Source organism: Agrobacterium sp. P15N1-A, from assembly GCF_044626815.1.
GTDB classification, from domain to species: Bacteria; Pseudomonadota; Alphaproteobacteria; order Rhizobiales; family Rhizobiaceae; genus Agrobacterium; species Agrobacterium leguminum.
Window position 1 is genome coordinate 1,345,242 of the sequence record NZ_JBIUPF010000001.1, and the last position, 15,460, is coordinate 1,360,701.

The 15,460-nt window shown below is 60.3% G+C and carries 18 protein-coding genes; 13 read left to right on the top strand and 5 right to left on the bottom strand.

What is annotated here, in order from left to right:
- Position 1 precedes the first annotated feature (1 nt).
- From ACIK7D_RS06770 to guaA, 5 genes are all read left to right on the top strand, one after another.
- Positions 2 to 1,096, top strand: a complete 1,095-nt coding sequence (locus ACIK7D_RS06770) for a DUF1513 domain-containing protein (protein ID WP_400155905.1) — start codon at positions 2 to 4, stop codon at positions 1,094 to 1,096.
- A 51-nt stretch (positions 1,097 to 1,147) separates the two neighbouring features.
- The gene (locus tag ACIK7D_RS06775; protein WP_400155906.1) at positions 1,148 to 1,600 is read left to right on the top strand and encodes a TspO/MBR family protein; all 453 of its coding nucleotides are present in this window, start codon (positions 1,148 to 1,150) and stop codon (positions 1,598 to 1,600) included.
- Positions 1,601 to 1,678: 78 nt separating this feature from the next.
- Positions 1,679 to 2,128 carry a PaaI family thioesterase gene (locus tag ACIK7D_RS06780; protein ID WP_400155907.1) on the top strand — a complete coding sequence of 150 codons (450 nt, stop codon included), beginning with the start codon at positions 1,679 to 1,681 and terminating at the stop codon, positions 2,126 to 2,128.
- On the top strand, positions 2,125 to 2,763 hold the full coding sequence (locus ACIK7D_RS06785; protein WP_137452469.1) for a 5'-methylthioadenosine/S-adenosylhomocysteine nucleosidase: 639 nt from the start codon (positions 2,125 to 2,127) through the stop codon (positions 2,761 to 2,763). Before ACIK7D_RS06780 ends, ACIK7D_RS06785 begins: the two co-directional genes overlap by 4 nt.
- An 83-nt stretch (positions 2,764 to 2,846) precedes the next feature.
- A complete protein-coding gene (gene guaA / locus ACIK7D_RS06790; protein ID WP_127756740.1) occupies positions 2,847 to 4,424 on the top strand; it encodes a glutamine-hydrolyzing GMP synthase in 1,578 nt (525 codons plus the stop codon).
- Between the two features lie 40 nt (positions 4,425 to 4,464).
- Here guaA and ACIK7D_RS06795 read toward each other — a convergent pair whose 3' ends face one another.
- Both ACIK7D_RS06795 and ACIK7D_RS06800 read right to left on the bottom strand, forming a co-directional pair.
- On the bottom strand, positions 4,465 to 4,953 hold the full coding sequence (locus ACIK7D_RS06795; RefSeq protein ID WP_400155908.1) for a hypothetical protein: 489 nt from the start codon (positions 4,951 to 4,953) through the stop codon (positions 4,465 to 4,467).
- A 105-nt stretch (positions 4,954 to 5,058) separates the two neighbouring features.
- Positions 5,059 to 5,634 carry a TetR/AcrR family transcriptional regulator gene (locus tag ACIK7D_RS06800; protein ID WP_400155909.1) on the bottom strand — a complete coding sequence of 192 codons (576 nt, stop codon included), beginning with the start codon at positions 5,632 to 5,634 and terminating at the stop codon, positions 5,059 to 5,061.
- Positions 5,635 to 5,989: 355 nt separating this feature from the next.
- Between ACIK7D_RS06800 and ACIK7D_RS06805 the strand changes: the two genes are divergently transcribed.
- Both ACIK7D_RS06805 and ACIK7D_RS06810 read left to right on the top strand, forming a co-directional pair.
- A complete protein-coding gene (locus tag ACIK7D_RS06805) occupies positions 5,990 to 6,691 on the top strand; it encodes an isoprenylcysteine carboxylmethyltransferase family protein (RefSeq protein ID WP_170985784.1) in 702 nt (233 codons plus the stop codon).
- Positions 6,692 to 6,782: 91 nt separating this feature from the next.
- The gene (locus ACIK7D_RS06810) at positions 6,783 to 7,499 is read left to right on the top strand and encodes a 2'-5' RNA ligase family protein (RefSeq protein ID WP_400156021.1); all 717 of its coding nucleotides are present in this window, start codon (positions 6,783 to 6,785) and stop codon (positions 7,497 to 7,499) included.
- 192 nt (positions 7,500 to 7,691) lie between these two features.
- On the opposite strand, the gene ACIK7D_RS06815 is transcribed toward ACIK7D_RS06810, so the two are convergent.
- On the bottom strand, positions 7,692 to 7,859 hold the full coding sequence (locus ACIK7D_RS06815; protein ID WP_003503889.1) for a hypothetical protein: 168 nt from the start codon (positions 7,857 to 7,859) through the stop codon (positions 7,692 to 7,694).
- A 237-nt stretch (positions 7,860 to 8,096) separates the two neighbouring features.
- Between ACIK7D_RS06815 and ACIK7D_RS06820 the strand changes: the two genes are divergently transcribed.
- The 3 genes from ACIK7D_RS06820 (at position 8,097) to ACIK7D_RS06830 (ending at position 10,260) form a co-directional block, all read left to right on the top strand.
- A complete protein-coding gene (locus ACIK7D_RS06820; RefSeq protein WP_400155910.1) occupies positions 8,097 to 8,444 on the top strand; it encodes an ArsC family reductase in 348 nt (115 codons plus the stop codon).
- Between the two features lie 12 nt (positions 8,445 to 8,456).
- Positions 8,457 to 8,933 carry a Cys-tRNA(Pro) deacylase gene (gene ybaK, locus ACIK7D_RS06825; protein ID WP_400155911.1) on the top strand — a complete coding sequence of 159 codons (477 nt, stop codon included), beginning with the start codon at positions 8,457 to 8,459 and terminating at the stop codon, positions 8,931 to 8,933.
- A gap of 88 nt (positions 8,934 to 9,021) precedes the next feature.
- On the top strand, positions 9,022 to 10,260 hold the full coding sequence (locus tag ACIK7D_RS06830) for an aminopeptidase (protein ID WP_400155912.1): 1,239 nt from the start codon (positions 9,022 to 9,024) through the stop codon (positions 10,258 to 10,260).
- 6 nt (positions 10,261 to 10,266) lie between these two features.
- Here the strand turns inward: ACIK7D_RS06830 and ACIK7D_RS06835 are convergent, their stop codons facing one another.
- Entirely contained in the window at positions 10,267 to 11,130 is an 864-nt protein-coding gene (locus ACIK7D_RS06835) for an EamA family transporter (RefSeq protein WP_127756734.1), read from the bottom strand.
- Positions 11,131 to 11,211: 81 nt separating this feature from the next.
- Between ACIK7D_RS06835 and ACIK7D_RS06840 the strand changes: the two genes are divergently transcribed.
- From ACIK7D_RS06840 to ACIK7D_RS06850, 3 genes are all read left to right on the top strand, one after another.
- On the top strand, positions 11,212 to 11,712 hold the full coding sequence (locus ACIK7D_RS06840) for a MarR family winged helix-turn-helix transcriptional regulator (protein WP_162936740.1): 501 nt from the start codon (positions 11,212 to 11,214) through the stop codon (positions 11,710 to 11,712).
- Between the two features lie 105 nt (positions 11,713 to 11,817).
- A complete protein-coding gene (locus ACIK7D_RS06845; RefSeq protein ID WP_400155913.1) occupies positions 11,818 to 12,525 on the top strand; it encodes a FadR/GntR family transcriptional regulator in 708 nt (235 codons plus the stop codon).
- A 47-nt stretch (positions 12,526 to 12,572) separates the two neighbouring features.
- The gene (locus ACIK7D_RS06850) at positions 12,573 to 13,775 is read left to right on the top strand and encodes a mandelate racemase/muconate lactonizing enzyme family protein (RefSeq protein WP_080818184.1); all 1,203 of its coding nucleotides are present in this window, start codon (positions 12,573 to 12,575) and stop codon (positions 13,773 to 13,775) included.
- Here the strand turns inward: ACIK7D_RS06850 and xseA are convergent, their stop codons facing one another.
- On the bottom strand, positions 13,776 to 15,374 hold the full coding sequence (gene xseA, locus ACIK7D_RS06855) for an exodeoxyribonuclease VII large subunit (protein WP_137452474.1): 1,599 nt from the start codon (positions 15,372 to 15,374) through the stop codon (positions 13,776 to 13,778).
- Positions 15,375 to 15,460 lie beyond the last annotated feature (86 nt).

Consider the following 15,460-nt stretch of genomic DNA (forward strand, 5'->3'; position numbering starts at 1 on the left):
GATGATCTCCGGCACCAAACGGATGCTGATAGACCGGCGCAGCTTCATCAAAGCGGTGGGAGTTCCCTTCCTCGCCGGGCTGGCTCCCCGTTCACTTTATGCGCTGGAGCGGACAGACGCGGTCTTTGCCTCCGCCTTCCGCGCCCGTGACGGGTCCTACGGCATTGCGACGGTGAGCGAACGCGGCGAGATCATCGACCGCGTCGCGCTTCCTGCCCGCGCGCATGGAATGGCGACGAGCCACGCGACTGGCATGACCGTGGCCTTTGCGCGCCGGCCCGGCACCTTCTTCATGGCCTTCGACCCCGCGCGGCGCGGCGAACCCATCGTGATGCACACGCCGGAAAACCGCCACTTCTACGGCCATGGGCAATTTTCCCCTGACGGGGCAATCCTCTATGCCAGCGAAAACGACTTCGACGGCAATCGCGGCGTTATCGGGCTCTATGACGCCCGTAACGGCTTTGCCCGCATCGGCGAATATGATGCGCATGGCATCGGCACACATGACATGACGGTGAGCGATGACGGCCGGCTGATCGTGATCGCCAATGGCGGCATCGAGACCCATCCGGATTTCGGCCGAACCAAGCTCAATATCGACAATATGCAGCCGTCGCTCGTGCTTCTGGACGCCTCGACCGGGCAAGTGATCCAGAAACACGCCATGCCGGCGCATCTGCGGCAGCTTTCCACCCGCCATGTCGATCTCGGCGATGACGGGCGTATCTGGTTCGCCTGCCAATATGAGGGACCGCGCAACGATCTCCCGCCGCTTGTCGGCCATTTCTCCAAGGGCGAGGCTCTGACCTTCGTCGATCTGCCGGAAGAAACGACGGTGCGCCTTGCCAATTATGTCGGGGCCATTGCCGTCAACCGCCGAGATGGGCTGGTGGGCCTGACCTCGCCCAACGGCAACGCCGCCGTGACGCTGGATGCAAAAACCGGCCGCGTCGTTTCCGAGACGACCGTGCGGGAAGCGGCAGGCGTCGCGCCCGCCGCGAGAGGCATTGCGGTTTCTTCCTATGACGGATTTTTCGAGACCCGGCGCAGCGACGTGGCATGGGACCAGCACATCGTGCGTCTGTCCAGCTAAAATACTGAAAAGAAAGGGGAACAAAAGCCCGGCCGGCGCATTGGACGGATCATGAGAAACCTTGCCGTCTATGTCGTTTTTGTGGTTGCTGTTGTTGCCGTGGGGGCGCTGATCGGCGTCAACAATGTGCCCGGCGAATGGTATCAATCGCTGCAGAAGCCCTTCTTCAATCCGCCCAACTGGATTTTCGGACCCGTCTGGACCGCGCTTTACGTGTTGATCGGCATTGCCGGCGCACGGACATGGCTCCGCAAGCCGATGGGAACGCGCATGCGGCTCTGGTTCACGCAGATGGTGCTGAACTTCCTGTGGTCTCCGATTTTTTTCGGAATGCAGAGCCCGGCGGGCGCACTCATCGTCATCATTCCGATGCTGATCTGCATCGTCGCCTTCGTGGCGCTCGCCTACCGTCGTGACCGCATATCCATGTGGCTTTTCGTGCCCTATGCGGTATGGGTCGCCTTTGCCACGGTGCTGAATGCAAGCATCGGCATGTTGAACTAAATCCCCGCACCGCACTTGCCTTGTCTGCCGCCACGCGCCATGTCAGTTTGCGATGAGGCAGAAGCAGGCAGGTAGGCCATGGAGATCACGGATCCCGGCGATTTTCGTCAGCGGATAGAAAAAAGCTTTGCGCGGCAGGGCGTGGTGCAGGCGATTAACGCCGAGATCAGCCGTATCGAACACCGGCTGGTGGAAATCGAACTCCCTTTTCATGAAAAGCTGACGCAGCAGCACGGTATATTGCATGCGGGCGTCATCGCCGCCGGTCTGGATACGGCCTGCACCTATGCCGCTTATACGATCATCGAGCCGGAGGCCTCGCTGCTGACCATCGAGTTCAAGGTCAACCTCATGTCGCCCGGGCGCGGCGAGCGGTTTCTGTTTCGCGGCGAGATCATCAAACCAGGGAACAACCTGATCGTCGCCGATGGCCGCGCCTATGCGCTGTCCGATGGACCCGCGAAGCTGATCGCCTCCATGACGGGGACGATGATGGTGGTGAAGGGGCGTGAGGATATTACCGGATGAGCTACCGGCTTTTGCATGTTGCGGATAAATCCGTCCTCTTCGTCATGGCGGCTTCCCCCGAATACGGTCCCCATCTCCAAGCACGCATTGCGCCGCTGATGACCGGTATCGGCCCGGTCGAGGCGGCGATTGCCGTCACGGCCGTTCTTGCCGGTCTCGATGCGGCCGATCACCTGCCGGACCTCGTCGTTTCGCTCGGTTCCGCCGGTTCGCGGACGCTGGAGCAAACCGGCATCTATCAGGCGATTTCGGTTTCCTATCGCGATATGGACGCCTCCGCCTTTGGTTTCGAAAAGGGCTGCACGCCGCTGCTCGATCTGCCCGCCGAAGTGGCCTTGCCTTTGCGGATACCCGAAATTGCCGAGGCGAGGCTTTCCACGGGCGCCAATGTCGTTTCGGGCGAGGCCTACGGGCTGATCGACGCCGATATGGTGGAAATGGAAACCTTTGCGGTTTTAAGAGCCTGCCAGCGCTTCGGTGTACCGCTCATCAGTCTGCGCGGCATTTCCGATGGCAAGGTGGATGTGAACCATGTGGACGACTGGACGGAGTACCTGCACATCATCGATGAAAAGCTGGCGGATGCCGTCCACCGGCTTTGCCGCGCCATCGAGGACGGCGTGATTGCCCTTTAGAACCTTGCGATTTTCGCAAATTTCCGTTGTTTGACGCCCGCTCCCGGGTTGCCTAAAGCCGCCATTTTCTTTAAAGGCTCGCCATGACCCAGATAGCCCATCCCGACAGCATTCTCATCATCGATTTCGGCAGCCAGGTGACGCAGCTGATTGCGCGCCGCATCCGCGAAGCCGGGGTCTATTGCGAAATCCACCCGTTCCAGAATGCCGCAGAGGCGTTCGAGAAGCTTCAGCCCAAGGGCGTGATCTTCTCCGGCGGCCCCGCATCTGTCACGGCGGAAGGAAGCCCGCGCGCACCGCAGGCGGTGTTCGACAGCAAGGTTCCGATCCTCGGCATTTGCTACGGCCAGCAGACGCTCTGCACGCAGCTCGGCGGTGTGGTCGAGGGTGGCCATGCGGCGGAATTCGGCCGCGCCGATATCGACATCAAAAAGGCAAGCCCGCTTTTCGAAGGCTTCTGGGATGAGGGCAAGAGCTATCCCGTCTGGATGAGCCATGGCGACCGCGTAACGAAGCTGCCGGAAGGTTTCGAGGTCATCGCGACCTCCGAGAACGCACCTTTCGCCATCGCCGCGGACGAGAAGCGCCACTACTACTCCACCATGTTCCACCCGGAAGTGGTGCATACGCCTGACGGCGGCAAGCTGCTCTCCAACTTCGTGCACAAGATCGTCGGGCTTAAATCCGACTGGACGATGGCGGCCTATCGCGCCGAAATGATCCGCAAGATCCGCGAGCAGGTCGGCACCGGCCGCGTACTCTGCGCGCTTTCCGGCGGCGTCGATTCCTCGGTTGCGGCCATCCTTATCCATGAGGCGATCGGCGACCAGCTCACCTGCGTTTACGTCGACCACGGACTGATGCGGCTTGGCGAAAGCGAGCAGGTCGTTGGCATGTTCCGCGACCATTACAATATTCCGCTGGTGCATGTGGATGCCGCCGACCTGTTCCTCGGCGAACTGTCGGGCGTTTCCGATCCGGAAGTGAAGCGCAAGACCATCGGCCGCCTGTTCATCGAGGTTTTCGAGGCCGAAGCGGCCAAGATTGCCGCCGATGGCAAGGGCGCACCGAATTTCCTGGCGCAGGGCACGCTTTACCCTGACGTCATCGAGAGCGTCTCCTTCTCCGGCGGCCCCTCCGTCACCATCAAGAGCCACCACAATGTCGGCGGCCTTCCCGAGCGGATGAACATGCAGCTCGTTGAGCCGCTGCGCGAACTCTTCAAGGATGAAGTGCGCGCGCTCGGCCGTGAACTCGGCCTGCCGGACAGCTTCATCGGCCGCCACCCCTTCCCCGGCCCGGGCCTGGCAATCCGTTGCCCCGGTGCGATTACCCGTGAGAAGCTGGATATTCTGCGCAAGGCGGATGCGATCTATCTCGATGAAATCCGCAAGGCCGGTCTCTACGACACCATCTGGCAGGCTTTCGCCGTGCTGCTGCCGGTGCAGACCGTCGGCGTCATGGGCGATTACCGTACCTATGACTTCGTCTGCGCGCTTCGCGCCGTGACCTCGGTGGATGGCATGACGGCGGATTTCTATCCCTATGACATGAATTTCCTTGGCCGCGCGGCAACCCGCATCATCAACGAGGTGCGCGGCATCAATCGCGTCGTCTATGACGTGACGAGCAAGCCGCCCGGCACGATCGAGTGGGAATAAGGACTATACTCGAAACGATCCTGTAAAGATGACGCCGCGACTAGTTCGCGGCGCTTCTGTTTTGTCGTGCGAGATAGATGATCTGGGCGGTCAGGCCGACCACAAGGATCGCCAGCAACCCTGCCTGAGCGCCGAGAAGCAGCGGCGATTTCAGGTCCGTAACCAGAGGGTGACCGTCTGGAACACGGCGCAGGATTTCGCTCACCGTCGGAACCATCAAAAGAAACGCACTGATGCTGAGACAGATGGTTTCAATATATCTGGCCATGCGCGTTGAACCCAGAACGCCTTCGATGCCGTAACCTGCGAGCAGGAACAGGATGGTCAGGACGCCAACGCCGTAACTGATCGGCTGATGCGCCACGAGGAAGACCGTCGCAGCGCCGATCAGCATGGAGACAAGATAGAGGGCGCCCGGCGCTGATCGGGGAACGATTCGACCATGGCGGGCAAACATGTAAATGGCGGCGGGAATGGCCGGCAGGCTTCCAAGCGTATGGATCCAGCCGAGCGGAGAAATTCCGAACATGAGAGATTGCCTTTCTCGTCCAGAAGGACGTGGTGGTCGGGGAAGCGGACTGTCATCGACAAATCTGCCAGCTTAATACGGTCTATTTTTTCGGTGGCGTGCCGCTCAGGTCATGCGCTCCAGCATGGGGCGGGTTATTGCTCCAAAAGTCGTTGCATCACCATGGGCACGGGCGGAAAGCATCGCGCCGTGCACGGTGGCCATGAAGATTTCAGCATTGGCTTTGGCGGTTCCCTTCAGCGCGAGGCGCCCCTGGGCAACGCCACGTTCCAGAACGGCGGTGAGCCAGTCGGAGAGATTTCGAAAATGCGCGCGCACTTCGAGAGCGACCGTTTCAGGAAGAACCGGAATTTCACTGGCGAGCAGAGCGCAGACGCAGAAGGGATGAGTGGCCTCGGCGATACACCCCTCCCAATAGCCGATATAGGCGCGGAGCTGTTCGAGCGGGTCGGAAATGTTTCGCTCCAGTTCGGCGATACCGGCTTCCGCCTCCTGCCTGTATTGGGCAACAAGCCTTTGGACCAGATCGGACTTGCTGGGAAAATGGTGGTGAATGCTCGCATTGCGAATGCCGACCACGGCGGAAATGTCGGCGTAGCTGAAACTGTTATAGCCGCCCTTTATGATCAGGGAGCGTGCGCAACGGAGGATTTCATCAGCTTTGGTTTGTGGATTTTTCATGGAAGTTACCTACCGACTAGTAGATAGAATGTCAATGCCAAGCGGTTTTAACCTATGACAGCTGCCAAGAGCTTGCCGGAGACCGAGTGCGCGTGACGGATATGACGGGACTCCTCCAAAGCCGGTGGCAGCTGATCCCCCCCAACCGAGGCCGCATCGTCCGGGTCGAGAAGCTCGTGTCATGCGGTTGACGAGCCACGACGCCGCTTGCACGTTTGACTTTGTGCCCTTTTTCGCCAGTATTTCGACTGTCCTTCGCAGAGTACTCTCGGTCCGGCACGGCTTTAGCCAGTGTCATGCAGTCCGCTAGGAGAGGCTACATTCGCCTGCGAAGGGCAAGGGGAGGAGCCCATCGATGACACACGATGTCGATCCGAAGCCAATGTCACGCGCCGCCGCGATCCTCTACGCCATTATTTCACCGCTCAGCCTGCTGGCCCTGATCTTTCTGCCTGCGGGCCGGATCGACTGGTGTCCGGGCTGGGTTTTCCTCGCGGTCGTCGTCGCCGCTTTTGGCCTTTCCGCCCTGGTATTGGCGCGTGTGAACCCGGCCATTTTCCGCGCGCGCAGCCGGTTCCAGCCGGGCACCAAGACATGGGACCTGTTCCTCGTCACCGGCATCCTTCTCGCTTTTGCCGCTGAAATCCCGGTTGCGGCACTCGATGCCGGCCGGATGGGATGGTCCACCGTGCCGCTTTGGGCCATTCTGCTCGGGTATATCCTGCTTGTCGGCGGCATTGCGGTTACGGCGTGGGCTCAGGCTGTCAATCCGTTCTTCGAGCCGGGTGTCCGCATCCAAAGCGAGCGCGGACAGCGGGTGATCACGTCGGGCCCATACGCTATCGTGCGCCACCCCGGTTACACGGCAGCAATCGCCATGTTCACTGGCATACCGCCCGCATTGGGTTCCTGGGTGGCTCTGCTCCCCGCCGCTTTGGCCATCGCCCTGCTGATCCTGCGCACCGGCTGGGAAGATCGTCTGCTCCAGGCAGAGTTGCCCGGTTATGCTGATTATGCCCGTGAAAGGCGCTACCGCCTATTTCCCGGCATCTGGTAAGCGCCACAAGACAAGTGTTCTCTTTTTGTTCTTTAAATTATTGCCATTGGTGATAATATCCCGGCCCGGGCAAAGGCCGTGGAGCATCGCTATGGGTTTCGGGTTGGCAGATGAAGGAGGTTTAAGGCAGCTTTTCTTCGAAGGATGGGAGCCGGAGAAAATACGGCGTTTCAATCCGCGATTTAGCAGCAAGCTCTTGATTACGGTGAAACCGCCGGCAGCCCTGGCGGAACGAATTTTTGCCGATGCGTCGCGCCATGCCGCAGGGCGGACGAAGCGTGAGGCCTATCCGCCGGAGCTTCTGCATATAAGCCTGCTCTGTATCGGAGGTTTCGAGACCGTGCCTCAAGGGCTGGTAAAGAGGCTGAAGGCGGCACTGGGGGAGATCAAGGCGCGGCCTGTGCCGATCACATTCGATGGAACATCGCTTTTCGGCAATCGCAACAGTCTGGCGCTACGCAGCAGCCGCGAGATGCAGGAACTTAAGGCTCTGGCGAAAATCGTGCAGCGCGCCCTGCGGCGGGCAAACCTGCCCTATGTCGCCGCATCGTCATTTACGCCACATCTCACAGTGATCTACGGCTGCGGGAAAATTGAGCTGATGCCGGCTGATAAACCCTATAGCTGGCTGGCGGGGAGCTTCGAACTCGTTTTCAGCCACAATGGCGAAACACGGCATGAGCTGCTCGGGCGCTTCGCACTCTCGCCGAAAGCGGAGCGTTATGAACGGCCTGAAAGCCAGCTACATTTGCCGGAAAAAGTGATCGGACCTTCGAAACGGCCGACACAAAGGGCATCGGTGCGATAACATGCACCTGAAGCGGCATAGCGCTGATACCGACAATTTTTCCGCATTCTCCATTGAGAACTATGCGGAACCTTGCTGTGCGAATCCGAGGCGTTTGCGCCAGCCGCAAATCCGCCACGCCAGCCGAAAACCGATCCGGTTATCGATCCTGAGCGCAAGCGAGGCGATATCGCCTCGCAACGGATGACCAGCTTAGAGCTGTACCTTGTCGAAAGCCTTGCCGTCGATGCCGAGGGCTTCGAGATCGGCGCGGGCGGGCTTGCGATGTGCGCGAACAGCGGCCGAAACCGAGAGCGCTGCACCGAGAACGGCGAAAGTTTCACCGAAGAAGTTACGCGATGTCTTTGCAACCTGACGCATTTTTCTCTCCATCTTTGATGCCCAGATAATGGGCATTTCCGGGCCGCTCTACAACTCATGATGTAGCAGGGAAGCCATGCAGCTTTGCTCGCGCTCGTTTGGATATCAGCTATTGCGATTTTGCATGGCTTAAGCGTCAGGACCGGATATATCCGCAGGGCACTTCAGCAGGCGGGTTGAATAAGACGGATATTTTGTTATGCCGGAAGTGCTTTTAGAGACGAAGAGGCAGAAGGCATGACGGTCACGATTTACGGCATCAAGAACTGCGACACGATGAAGAAGGCCAGAAGCTGGCTGGAAGCCAACGGCGTCGACTATTCTTTCCATGACTATAAGACGGCCGGCATCGACCGTGCCCATCTGGAAACATGGTGCGATGCCGCGGGCTGGGAAACGGTTCTCAACCGGGCCGGCACGACCTTCAAAAAACTCGACGACGGCCAGAAGGCCGATCTCACCCGTGAGAAGGCCATCGAGCTGATGCTGGAACAGCCCTCCATGATCAAGCGTCCCGTGCTGGAAGCGAAGGACAGGATAACCGTCGGTTTCAAGCCTGAAACCTACCAGACCCTTTTTGCGTGAACGCAGCCCGCCATGTCCAAAACAACCCGCGCCACCCAGGTGCTGACCAAGGCCGGCGTTGCCTTCACCACCGTCACTTATGACTACGATCCGAATGCCGACCGCATCGGCCTGCAGGCGGCCGAGGCGATCGGTGAGCCACCGCATCTGGTGCTGAAAACGCTGATGGCGGAACTCGATGGCAAACCGGTCTGCGTCGTCGTTCCTTCGGATCGCGAGGTCAGCATGAAGAAGCTGGCCGCCGCCTTCGGAGGCAAATCCGCCGGCATGATGAAGCCTGCCGATGCGGAGCGCGCCACCGGTTACCATGTCGGCGGCATCAGCCCTTTCGGGCAGAAGAAACAGGTGCCGACGGCCATCGAGGCCGGGGCCATGGCGCATGATTATGTCTACATGAATGGTGGGCAACGCGGCCTGCAGGTGAGGCTTTCGCCCCGCGATGCCCAAAGCGCACTGAAGGCCATTGCCGCGCCGCTGGTCGCCGATTGAAGCGTAAGGGACGCACCTGAAAGCATTTGGCTTTCGGAAGGAATGGGCTATGGTCGGCGCCTCCTATTGAAATAGACGAAGGCAGATCATGACCGTTTCCCCCATCGATCCCGTCAAACTCGAAAAACTGGCCGAAGTCGCCGTCAAGGTCGGCCTGCAATTGCAGAAGGATCAGGATCTGGTGATTACCGCACCGCTGGCGGCTCTACCGCTGGTGCGATTTTTGACCAAACACGCCTATATGGCGGGGGGCGGACTGGTCACCACCTTTTATTCCGACGAAGAAACCACGCTTGCCCGCTATCGCCACGCCAGCGACGCCAATTTCGACCGGGCTTCCGGCTGGCTTTATGAAGGCATGGCGAAGGCCTATGCCAACGGCGCGGCACGGCTGGCGATTGCCGGCGACAACCCCATGCTGCTGGCTGAACAGGACCCCGCCAAGGTGGCCCGCGCCAACAAGGCAAACTCCACGGCCTACAAGCCGGCGCTGGAGAAGATTTCCAATTTCGACATCAACTGGAACATCATCTCCTATCCGAACCCCTCCTGGGCAAAGCAGGTCTTCCCCGGTCTCGCGGAAGACGAAGCGGTCCGCAAGCTCGCGGACGCTATCTTCGCCGCATCGCGGGTGGATCTGGCCGATCCGGTGGCAGCCTGGGCGCAGCACAATGCCAATCTCGCCAAACGTTCGGCATGGCTGAACGGCGAGCGCTTCTCCTCATTGCATTTCACCGGCCCCGGTACGGATGTGAAGATCGGCCTCGCCGACGGCCATGAATGGCATGGCGGCGCCTCCACCGCCAAGAATGGCGTGACCTGCAACCCGAATATCCCGACGGAAGAAGTCTTTACCACCCCGCATGCGCTGCGTGTCGACGGTTACGTCTCCAGCACCAAGCCGCTGTCGCATCAGGGAACGCTGATCGACGACATACAGGTGAAGTTCGAAGCCGGCCGTATCGTCGAAGCCAAGGCTTCGAAGGGCGAAGCGGTGCTGAACAAGGTGCTCGACACCGACGAGGGCGCACGGCGTCTCGGCGAAGTCGCGCTGGTGCCGCATTCCTCGCCGATCTCGGCAAGCGGCATTCTGTTCTACAATACGCTTTTCGATGAAAACGCCTCCTGCCACATCGCGCTTGGCCAATGCTATTCGAAATGCTTCCTCGACGGCGCTTCGCTGTCGCAGGATGAGATCAAGGCGCAGGGCGGCAACTCAAGCCTGATCCATATCGACTGGATGATCGGCTCCGACAAGGTGGATATTGACGGTGTGAAGCCGGATGGCTCCACGGTTCCGGTGATGCGCAAGGGCGAATGGGCCTGACGACGCCTATCTCGGCAACTGGCTGCGCTGACTGAGCCAGATGCTGAAAAGCACCGCAACGAAACCGGCGATCTGCGCTGGCGTAAGGCTTTGGCCGAGCGCCAGCCAGCCGAGCAGGGTTGCAACGACCGGGCTTAGAAAACCGAGCGATGCGGCGGCGGAAGGTTCGATGCGGGCAAGCCCGCGAAACCACAGAAAATAGGTCAGGGCGGCACCGATAAGTCCCAGATAGGCCATGCCGAGAATATTGGCCGCTGTCGGCGTCGGCAGGGCCGGTTCCAGGAAATAGGCAACGGGCAGCAACAGAAGGCCGCCCGCCGTCAATTGCCAGGCGGTAAACGTGAGGTTCGACACCGGCGGCCGCCATTTACGGGTCAGCACCGTTCCAAAAGCCATGGAGACGGCACCGGCAAGACCTGCCGCCACGCCAATACCATCCAGCGCAGCGCCCGGCGCCAGAACCAGAAGCGCGACGCCGACAATGCCCAGAAAACCGGCCGCGATGGCCAGCGGCCGGACGGGCGCCGCGAGAAACAGGCGGGAAAGGCCAATTACGATCAGGGGCTGGACTGCGCCCACCGTTGCCGCGACGCCGCCCGGCAGCCGATAGGCCGACACGAAAAGCATCGCCCAGAAGAACGAGAAATTCAGCGCCCCGAGAATGAAGCTGCGCGGCCACCAGATGCCGTGCGGCAGCTTTCTCACGAAAAGCAGCAAAAGCACACCGGCGGGCAATGCGCGCAGCATCGCGACATGAAAGGGATAACCGTGCGGCAAAAATTCGGTCGTCACGAAATAAGTGGTTCCCCAGATGGCCGGAGCAAGGGCGGTCACCAGCACATCGGCGGCGTAGGTCGTATTTTTCTTCATTTCAAGAATCTCTATATCAAGATAAATACAGTCTAGTCGATTTTATCTTGACGTCAAGACATCAATTGTTATGCCTTGGTGATGAGCAAAGAACCGCTGGACCACGTCGATCACATTCTGGCGCAATGGCGCAGGGAGCGACCCGATCTCGATGTCGGCCCCATGGGGCTGCTCGGGCGACTGAACCGTCTCGCTACCCATCTCGGCCGGGAGGTGGAGGCAGTGCTGCTGAAGCACGGGCTTTCCTCTTCCGCTTTCGATGTGCTGGCGACATTGCGGCGCTCCGGCTCGCCATACCGGCTTTCCCCCGGCGATCTCCTGGCCATGACGATGGTGAGTTCCGGCACCATGACCAACCGCATCGACCAGCTCGAGAAAGCCGGGCTGGTGGAGCGCATCCATAACCCGAACGACCGGCGCAGCGTCCTGATATCGTTGACGGAACGGGGGTTTGCCATTGTCGAGGAAGCGGCAGGCGCTCACGTCGAAAACCAGCACCGCCTGGTCGCCGGCCTCAGCGAAGAAGAGCGTGTGACGCTGAACCGGCTGCTGAAACGGTTTTTGCGGGATTTCGAAGAATAGGCTTTTCGGCCCGCCAAACACGATGGTTCCATGATGACGCTTGTTTCGCCCAAAAAAATCCTGTAAGCAATTTTCCATAAACCTGTACTACAGGTTGGAGGAAAAATGTTAACTGCCATTTCGCATGAATCCGGTCTCGTCAGCAGCACGATCGGAGCGATCACCCGCCATATCAGGGAAAACGAACTTGCACCCGGGGCGAAACTCCCCAGCGAGCTCTCGCTCTCACAGCAGCTCGGTGTTTCGCGCACCGTCGTTCGTGAGGCCTTCCGGTCCCTCTCGGCCATGCGACTGATCGACGTGAGCGCCGGCAAGCGCGCGACGGTGGCGACGCTGGATCACGGTGCAATGTCCTTGATGTTCGAACATGGCATTCATACCGAACAGATCAACATCCAGCAGATTTACGACGTGCGCCGCACGATCGAAGTCAGAACCGTAACTCTGGCGGCGCTTAGGCGCACGGATGCGGAAGCGCTCACCATTCTCGACCATGCCAACAACATGGAGCGGGATTTCGGTGACAATGACAAGGTCATGGAACACGACCTTGCCTTTCACCTCGCCGTCGCCCGGGCCTCCAAGAACCCGGTTTTCGAGCTCATTCTCGGCGCTTTCCAGAATGTGACGCGCCAGACATGGCCGATCGGCTGGAAAAGCCGCACATCCGATGCGCAGCGCCATGCAGCCGGCGAACTTCACGTCGCCATCGGGCAGGCCATTGCCGCCGGCGATCCGCAAACGGCCTCGACGCTGATGGCGCGACATTTCGATGAAAGCGTGCATGCGCTTCTGGCCGCCGGCATCGCCTGATTTTTTCAACGCAATCCCAGGCGAAAATCTCTGGAGGAGACACTTTCATGAAAATCACGAAACTCGAGACCGTCCGTGTGGCGGAACGGGCAAACCTGCTCTGGGTTCTGGTCCATACCGATGAGGGCATTACCGGGCTTGGCGAAACCTTTTATGGCGCCGAAACGGTGGAAACCTATGTGCACGAATATATCGCGCCCCGGGTGATCGGCCGCGATCCGCTGCAGATCGACCTTCTGGCGCAGGATCTCGTCGGTTATCTCGGCTTCCGTTCATCGGGCGCGGAAGTGCGCGGCAACTCAGCTTTCGATATCGCGCTGTGGGATATTTTCGGCAAGGCCACAAACCAGCCCATCGCCCAGCTTCTCGGCGGTTTCAGCCGCAAGGAAATCCGCACCTACAATACCTGCGCGGGCACCGAATATATCAAGAAGGCCACCGGGCAGCAGACGGCCAATTACGGCCTTTCCGGCGGCAAGGACTATGACGATCTGAACGGCTTCCTGCACCGGGCGGACGAGCTTGCCCATTCGCTGCTGGAAGACGGCATCACCGCCATGAAGATCTGGCCCTTCGACGCGGCGGCGGAAAAGACGCGCGGGCAATACATCTCGATGCCGGACCTGAGAAGCGCGCTCGAGCCCTTCGAAAAAATCCGCAAGGCGGTGGGTGACAAGATGGATATCATGGTGGAGTTTCACTCCATGTGGCAGCTTCTGCCGGCCATGCAGATCGCCAAGGCGCTCACCCCCTACCAGACCTTCTGGCATGAAGACCCGATCAAGATGGACAGCCTTTCCAGCCTGACGCGTTATGCCGCCGTTTCGCCCGCGCCGATTTCCGCATCCGAAACGCTGGGTTCCCGCTGGGCTTTCCGCGACCTGCTGGAAACGGGTGCAGCTGGCGTGGTGATGCTTGATATCAGCTGGTGCGGCGGGCTTTCGGAGGCGCGCAAGATCGCTTCGATGGCGGAAGCCTGGCATCTGCCGGTCGCCCCGCATGATTGCACCGGGCCGGTGGTGCTCTGCGCCTCCACCCATCTGTCGCTCAACGCGCCGAACGCGCTGGTGCAGGAAAGCGTGCGCGCCTTCTACAAGACCTGGTATCGCGATCTCGTCACCGCATTGCCTGAAGTGAAGAATGGCATGATCACCGTGCCGCCGGGCGCCGGCCTTGGCATGGAACTGCATCCCGACATCGAAAAGGCCTTCACCGTCAGCCGCCGTTTTTCGGATGCGGCGTCGATCTGATCAGAACAGGCTACCCTGATTGCCCGGATCGGAAGAAGCCGGTTTGGCCGGCTTCTTTTTTGGCACTACGTGGTTATCGGAGGATGGCGTCCCCTCCCCCGTCGTGATGGCCGAGACGCGGCCATCGGCAAATTCCATCGAGATTACAGCACCTGAAGCGACAGCGGCAGCGCGGGTCAGCGGCCGGTCTTCTTCATCGCGGATCACGGCATAACCGCGTTTCAGCACGTTTTTATAAGAGAGCGATTGCAGGATGCGGTCATGGGCGGCAAGGCCTGCACGGTTCTGCGTCATGCGGTGCAATACGGCTGTATCGACCCGGCGCGCGCCGGTAACGACCCGCTCCTTCTGCCGCTCCAACTGGCCGAGCAGCCGGGCGGGAAGCGAACGCAGCGCGGAATCGAAGGCATCGACGCGGCCTTTTCCCTGCAGCAGACGGCGCTCCACCAGGGTCTCGGCCCGGTGCATGCGCTCGGTAATCCGTTGCCTGTGCTGTTTGAGACCGTTCAGCAGAGTTTCCGGCCTGAGACCGGAGGCGGACCGCTCAAAAGCACGGCGCTTGTTGAGCGTTGTCATTTCCAATCCTCGACCGAGACCGCTCGCCGCCTCATCAAACCGGCGGCGCGGCAGGGCCAGAAGCTGATCGAGCGACGGCAGCGCGCGCACCAGCGCCCGCAAGCCCTGACGGCGATTGTCCATCTGCCGCGATACCGAGCCTGAAAGTCGCGCGGCAAGGCCGGAGAGCTGCGCTTCCAGTTCCGCACGCACCGGCACGGCCATTTCGGCGGCCCCCGTCGGGGTCGGCGCACGAACATCGGCGGCGTAGTCGATCAAGGTCGTATCGGTTTCATGCCCGACGGCGGAAATCAGCGGGATTTCGCTTTCGGCGGCGGCGCGTACGACGATTTCGTCGTTGAAGCTCCAGAGGTCCTCCAGACTGCCGCCGCCGCGCGCGACAATCAGGACGTCGGGCCGCGCAATCTCACCACCGGGCTGAAGCGCGTTGAAACCGCGAATGGCGTTCGCCACTTCTTCGCCCGAACCTTCCCCCTGCACCTTGACCGGCCAGACGATCACATGGACCGGAAAGCGATCCGAAATGCGGTGAAGAATATCGCGAATAACCGCGCCGGTGGGCGAAGTGACGACGCCGATGACATGCGGCATGAAGGGCAGCCGGCGCTTGCGGGTCGCATCGAACAGCCCTTCCGCCGCCAGACGCCGGCGGCGATCTTCGAGAAGCGCCATCAGCGCACCCGCACCGGCAGGCTCAAGGCTTTCTATGACGATCTGGTATTTCGAGGAGCCGGGAAAGGTTGTGACCTTGCCGGTGGCGATGACTTCCATGCCCTCTTCCGGGCGGAACTTCAGCCGTGAAAAGGTGCCTTTCCAGATCACCGCATCGATACGGGCGCGGTCGTCCTTCAACGAGAAATAGGCGTGTCCTGACGAATGCGGCCCACGATAGCCGGAAATTTCGCCGCGCACCCGCACCTGCTCGAAAGCTGTCTCCACCGTGCGCTTGATGGAACCCGACAGTTCGGAAACCGAGAACTCGGCAAGATTGCTCAATGCTGCGTGGGAGAAGATATCGCTCATGCCCGTTTGTAACCAAAACCCGTCGATTCGGAAATGCCGGCACCGGCCAGCCTCATTTTAACGGCGATGAAACCATATCCTCAACT

Bases quoted from the DNA above. Each gene is read 5' to 3' on its own strand.
- ACIK7D_RS06775 (WP_400155906.1), top strand. From the start codon at position 1,148: ATGAGAAACCTTGCCGTCTATGTCGTTTTTGTGGTTGCTGTTGTTGCC.
- ybaK (WP_400155911.1), top strand. From the start codon at position 8,457: ATGTCCAAAACAACCCGCGCCACCCAGGTGCTGACCAAGGCCGGCGTT.
- ACIK7D_RS06810 (WP_400156021.1), top strand. From the start codon at position 6,783: ATGGGTTTCGGGTTGGCAGATGAAGGAGGTTTAAGGCAGCTTTTCTTC.
- ACIK7D_RS06840 (WP_162936740.1), top strand. From the start codon at position 11,212: ATGAGCAAAGAACCGCTGGACCACGTCGATCACATTCTGGCGCAATGG.
- guaA (WP_127756740.1), top strand. From the start codon at position 2,847: ATGACCCAGATAGCCCATCCCGACAGCATTCTCATCATCGATTTCGGC.
- ACIK7D_RS06815 (WP_003503889.1), bottom strand. From the start codon at position 7,859: ATGCGTCAGGTTGCAAAGACATCGCGTAACTTCTTCGGTGAAACTTTC.
- ACIK7D_RS06820 (WP_400155910.1), top strand. From the start codon at position 8,097: ATGACGGTCACGATTTACGGCATCAAGAACTGCGACACGATGAAGAAG.
- ACIK7D_RS06800 (WP_400155909.1), bottom strand. From the start codon at position 5,634: ATGAAAAATCCACAAACCAAAGCTGATGAAATCCTCCGTTGCGCACGC.
- ACIK7D_RS06830 (WP_400155912.1), top strand. From the start codon at position 9,022: ATGACCGTTTCCCCCATCGATCCCGTCAAACTCGAAAAACTGGCCGAA.
- ACIK7D_RS06835 (WP_127756734.1), bottom strand. From the start codon at position 11,130: ATGAAGAAAAATACGACCTACGCCGCCGATGTGCTGGTGACCGCCCTT.
- ACIK7D_RS06770 (WP_400155905.1), top strand. From the start codon at position 2: ATGATCTCCGGCACCAAACGGATGCTGATAGACCGGCGCAGCTTCATC.
- ACIK7D_RS06845 (WP_400155913.1), top strand. From the start codon at position 11,818: ATGTTAACTGCCATTTCGCATGAATCCGGTCTCGTCAGCAGCACGATC.
- ACIK7D_RS06805 (WP_170985784.1), top strand. From the start codon at position 5,990: ATGACACACGATGTCGATCCGAAGCCAATGTCACGCGCCGCCGCGATC.
- ACIK7D_RS06795 (WP_400155908.1), bottom strand. From the start codon at position 4,953: ATGTTCGGAATTTCTCCGCTCGGCTGGATCCATACGCTTGGAAGCCTG.
- ACIK7D_RS06780 (WP_400155907.1), top strand. From the start codon at position 1,679: ATGGAGATCACGGATCCCGGCGATTTTCGTCAGCGGATAGAAAAAAGC.
- ACIK7D_RS06850 (WP_080818184.1), top strand. From the start codon at position 12,573: ATGAAAATCACGAAACTCGAGACCGTCCGTGTGGCGGAACGGGCAAAC.
- xseA (WP_137452474.1), bottom strand. From the start codon at position 15,374: ATGAGCGATATCTTCTCCCACGCAGCATTGAGCAATCTTGCCGAGTTC.
- ACIK7D_RS06785 (WP_137452469.1), top strand. From the start codon at position 2,125: ATGAGCTACCGGCTTTTGCATGTTGCGGATAAATCCGTCCTCTTCGTC.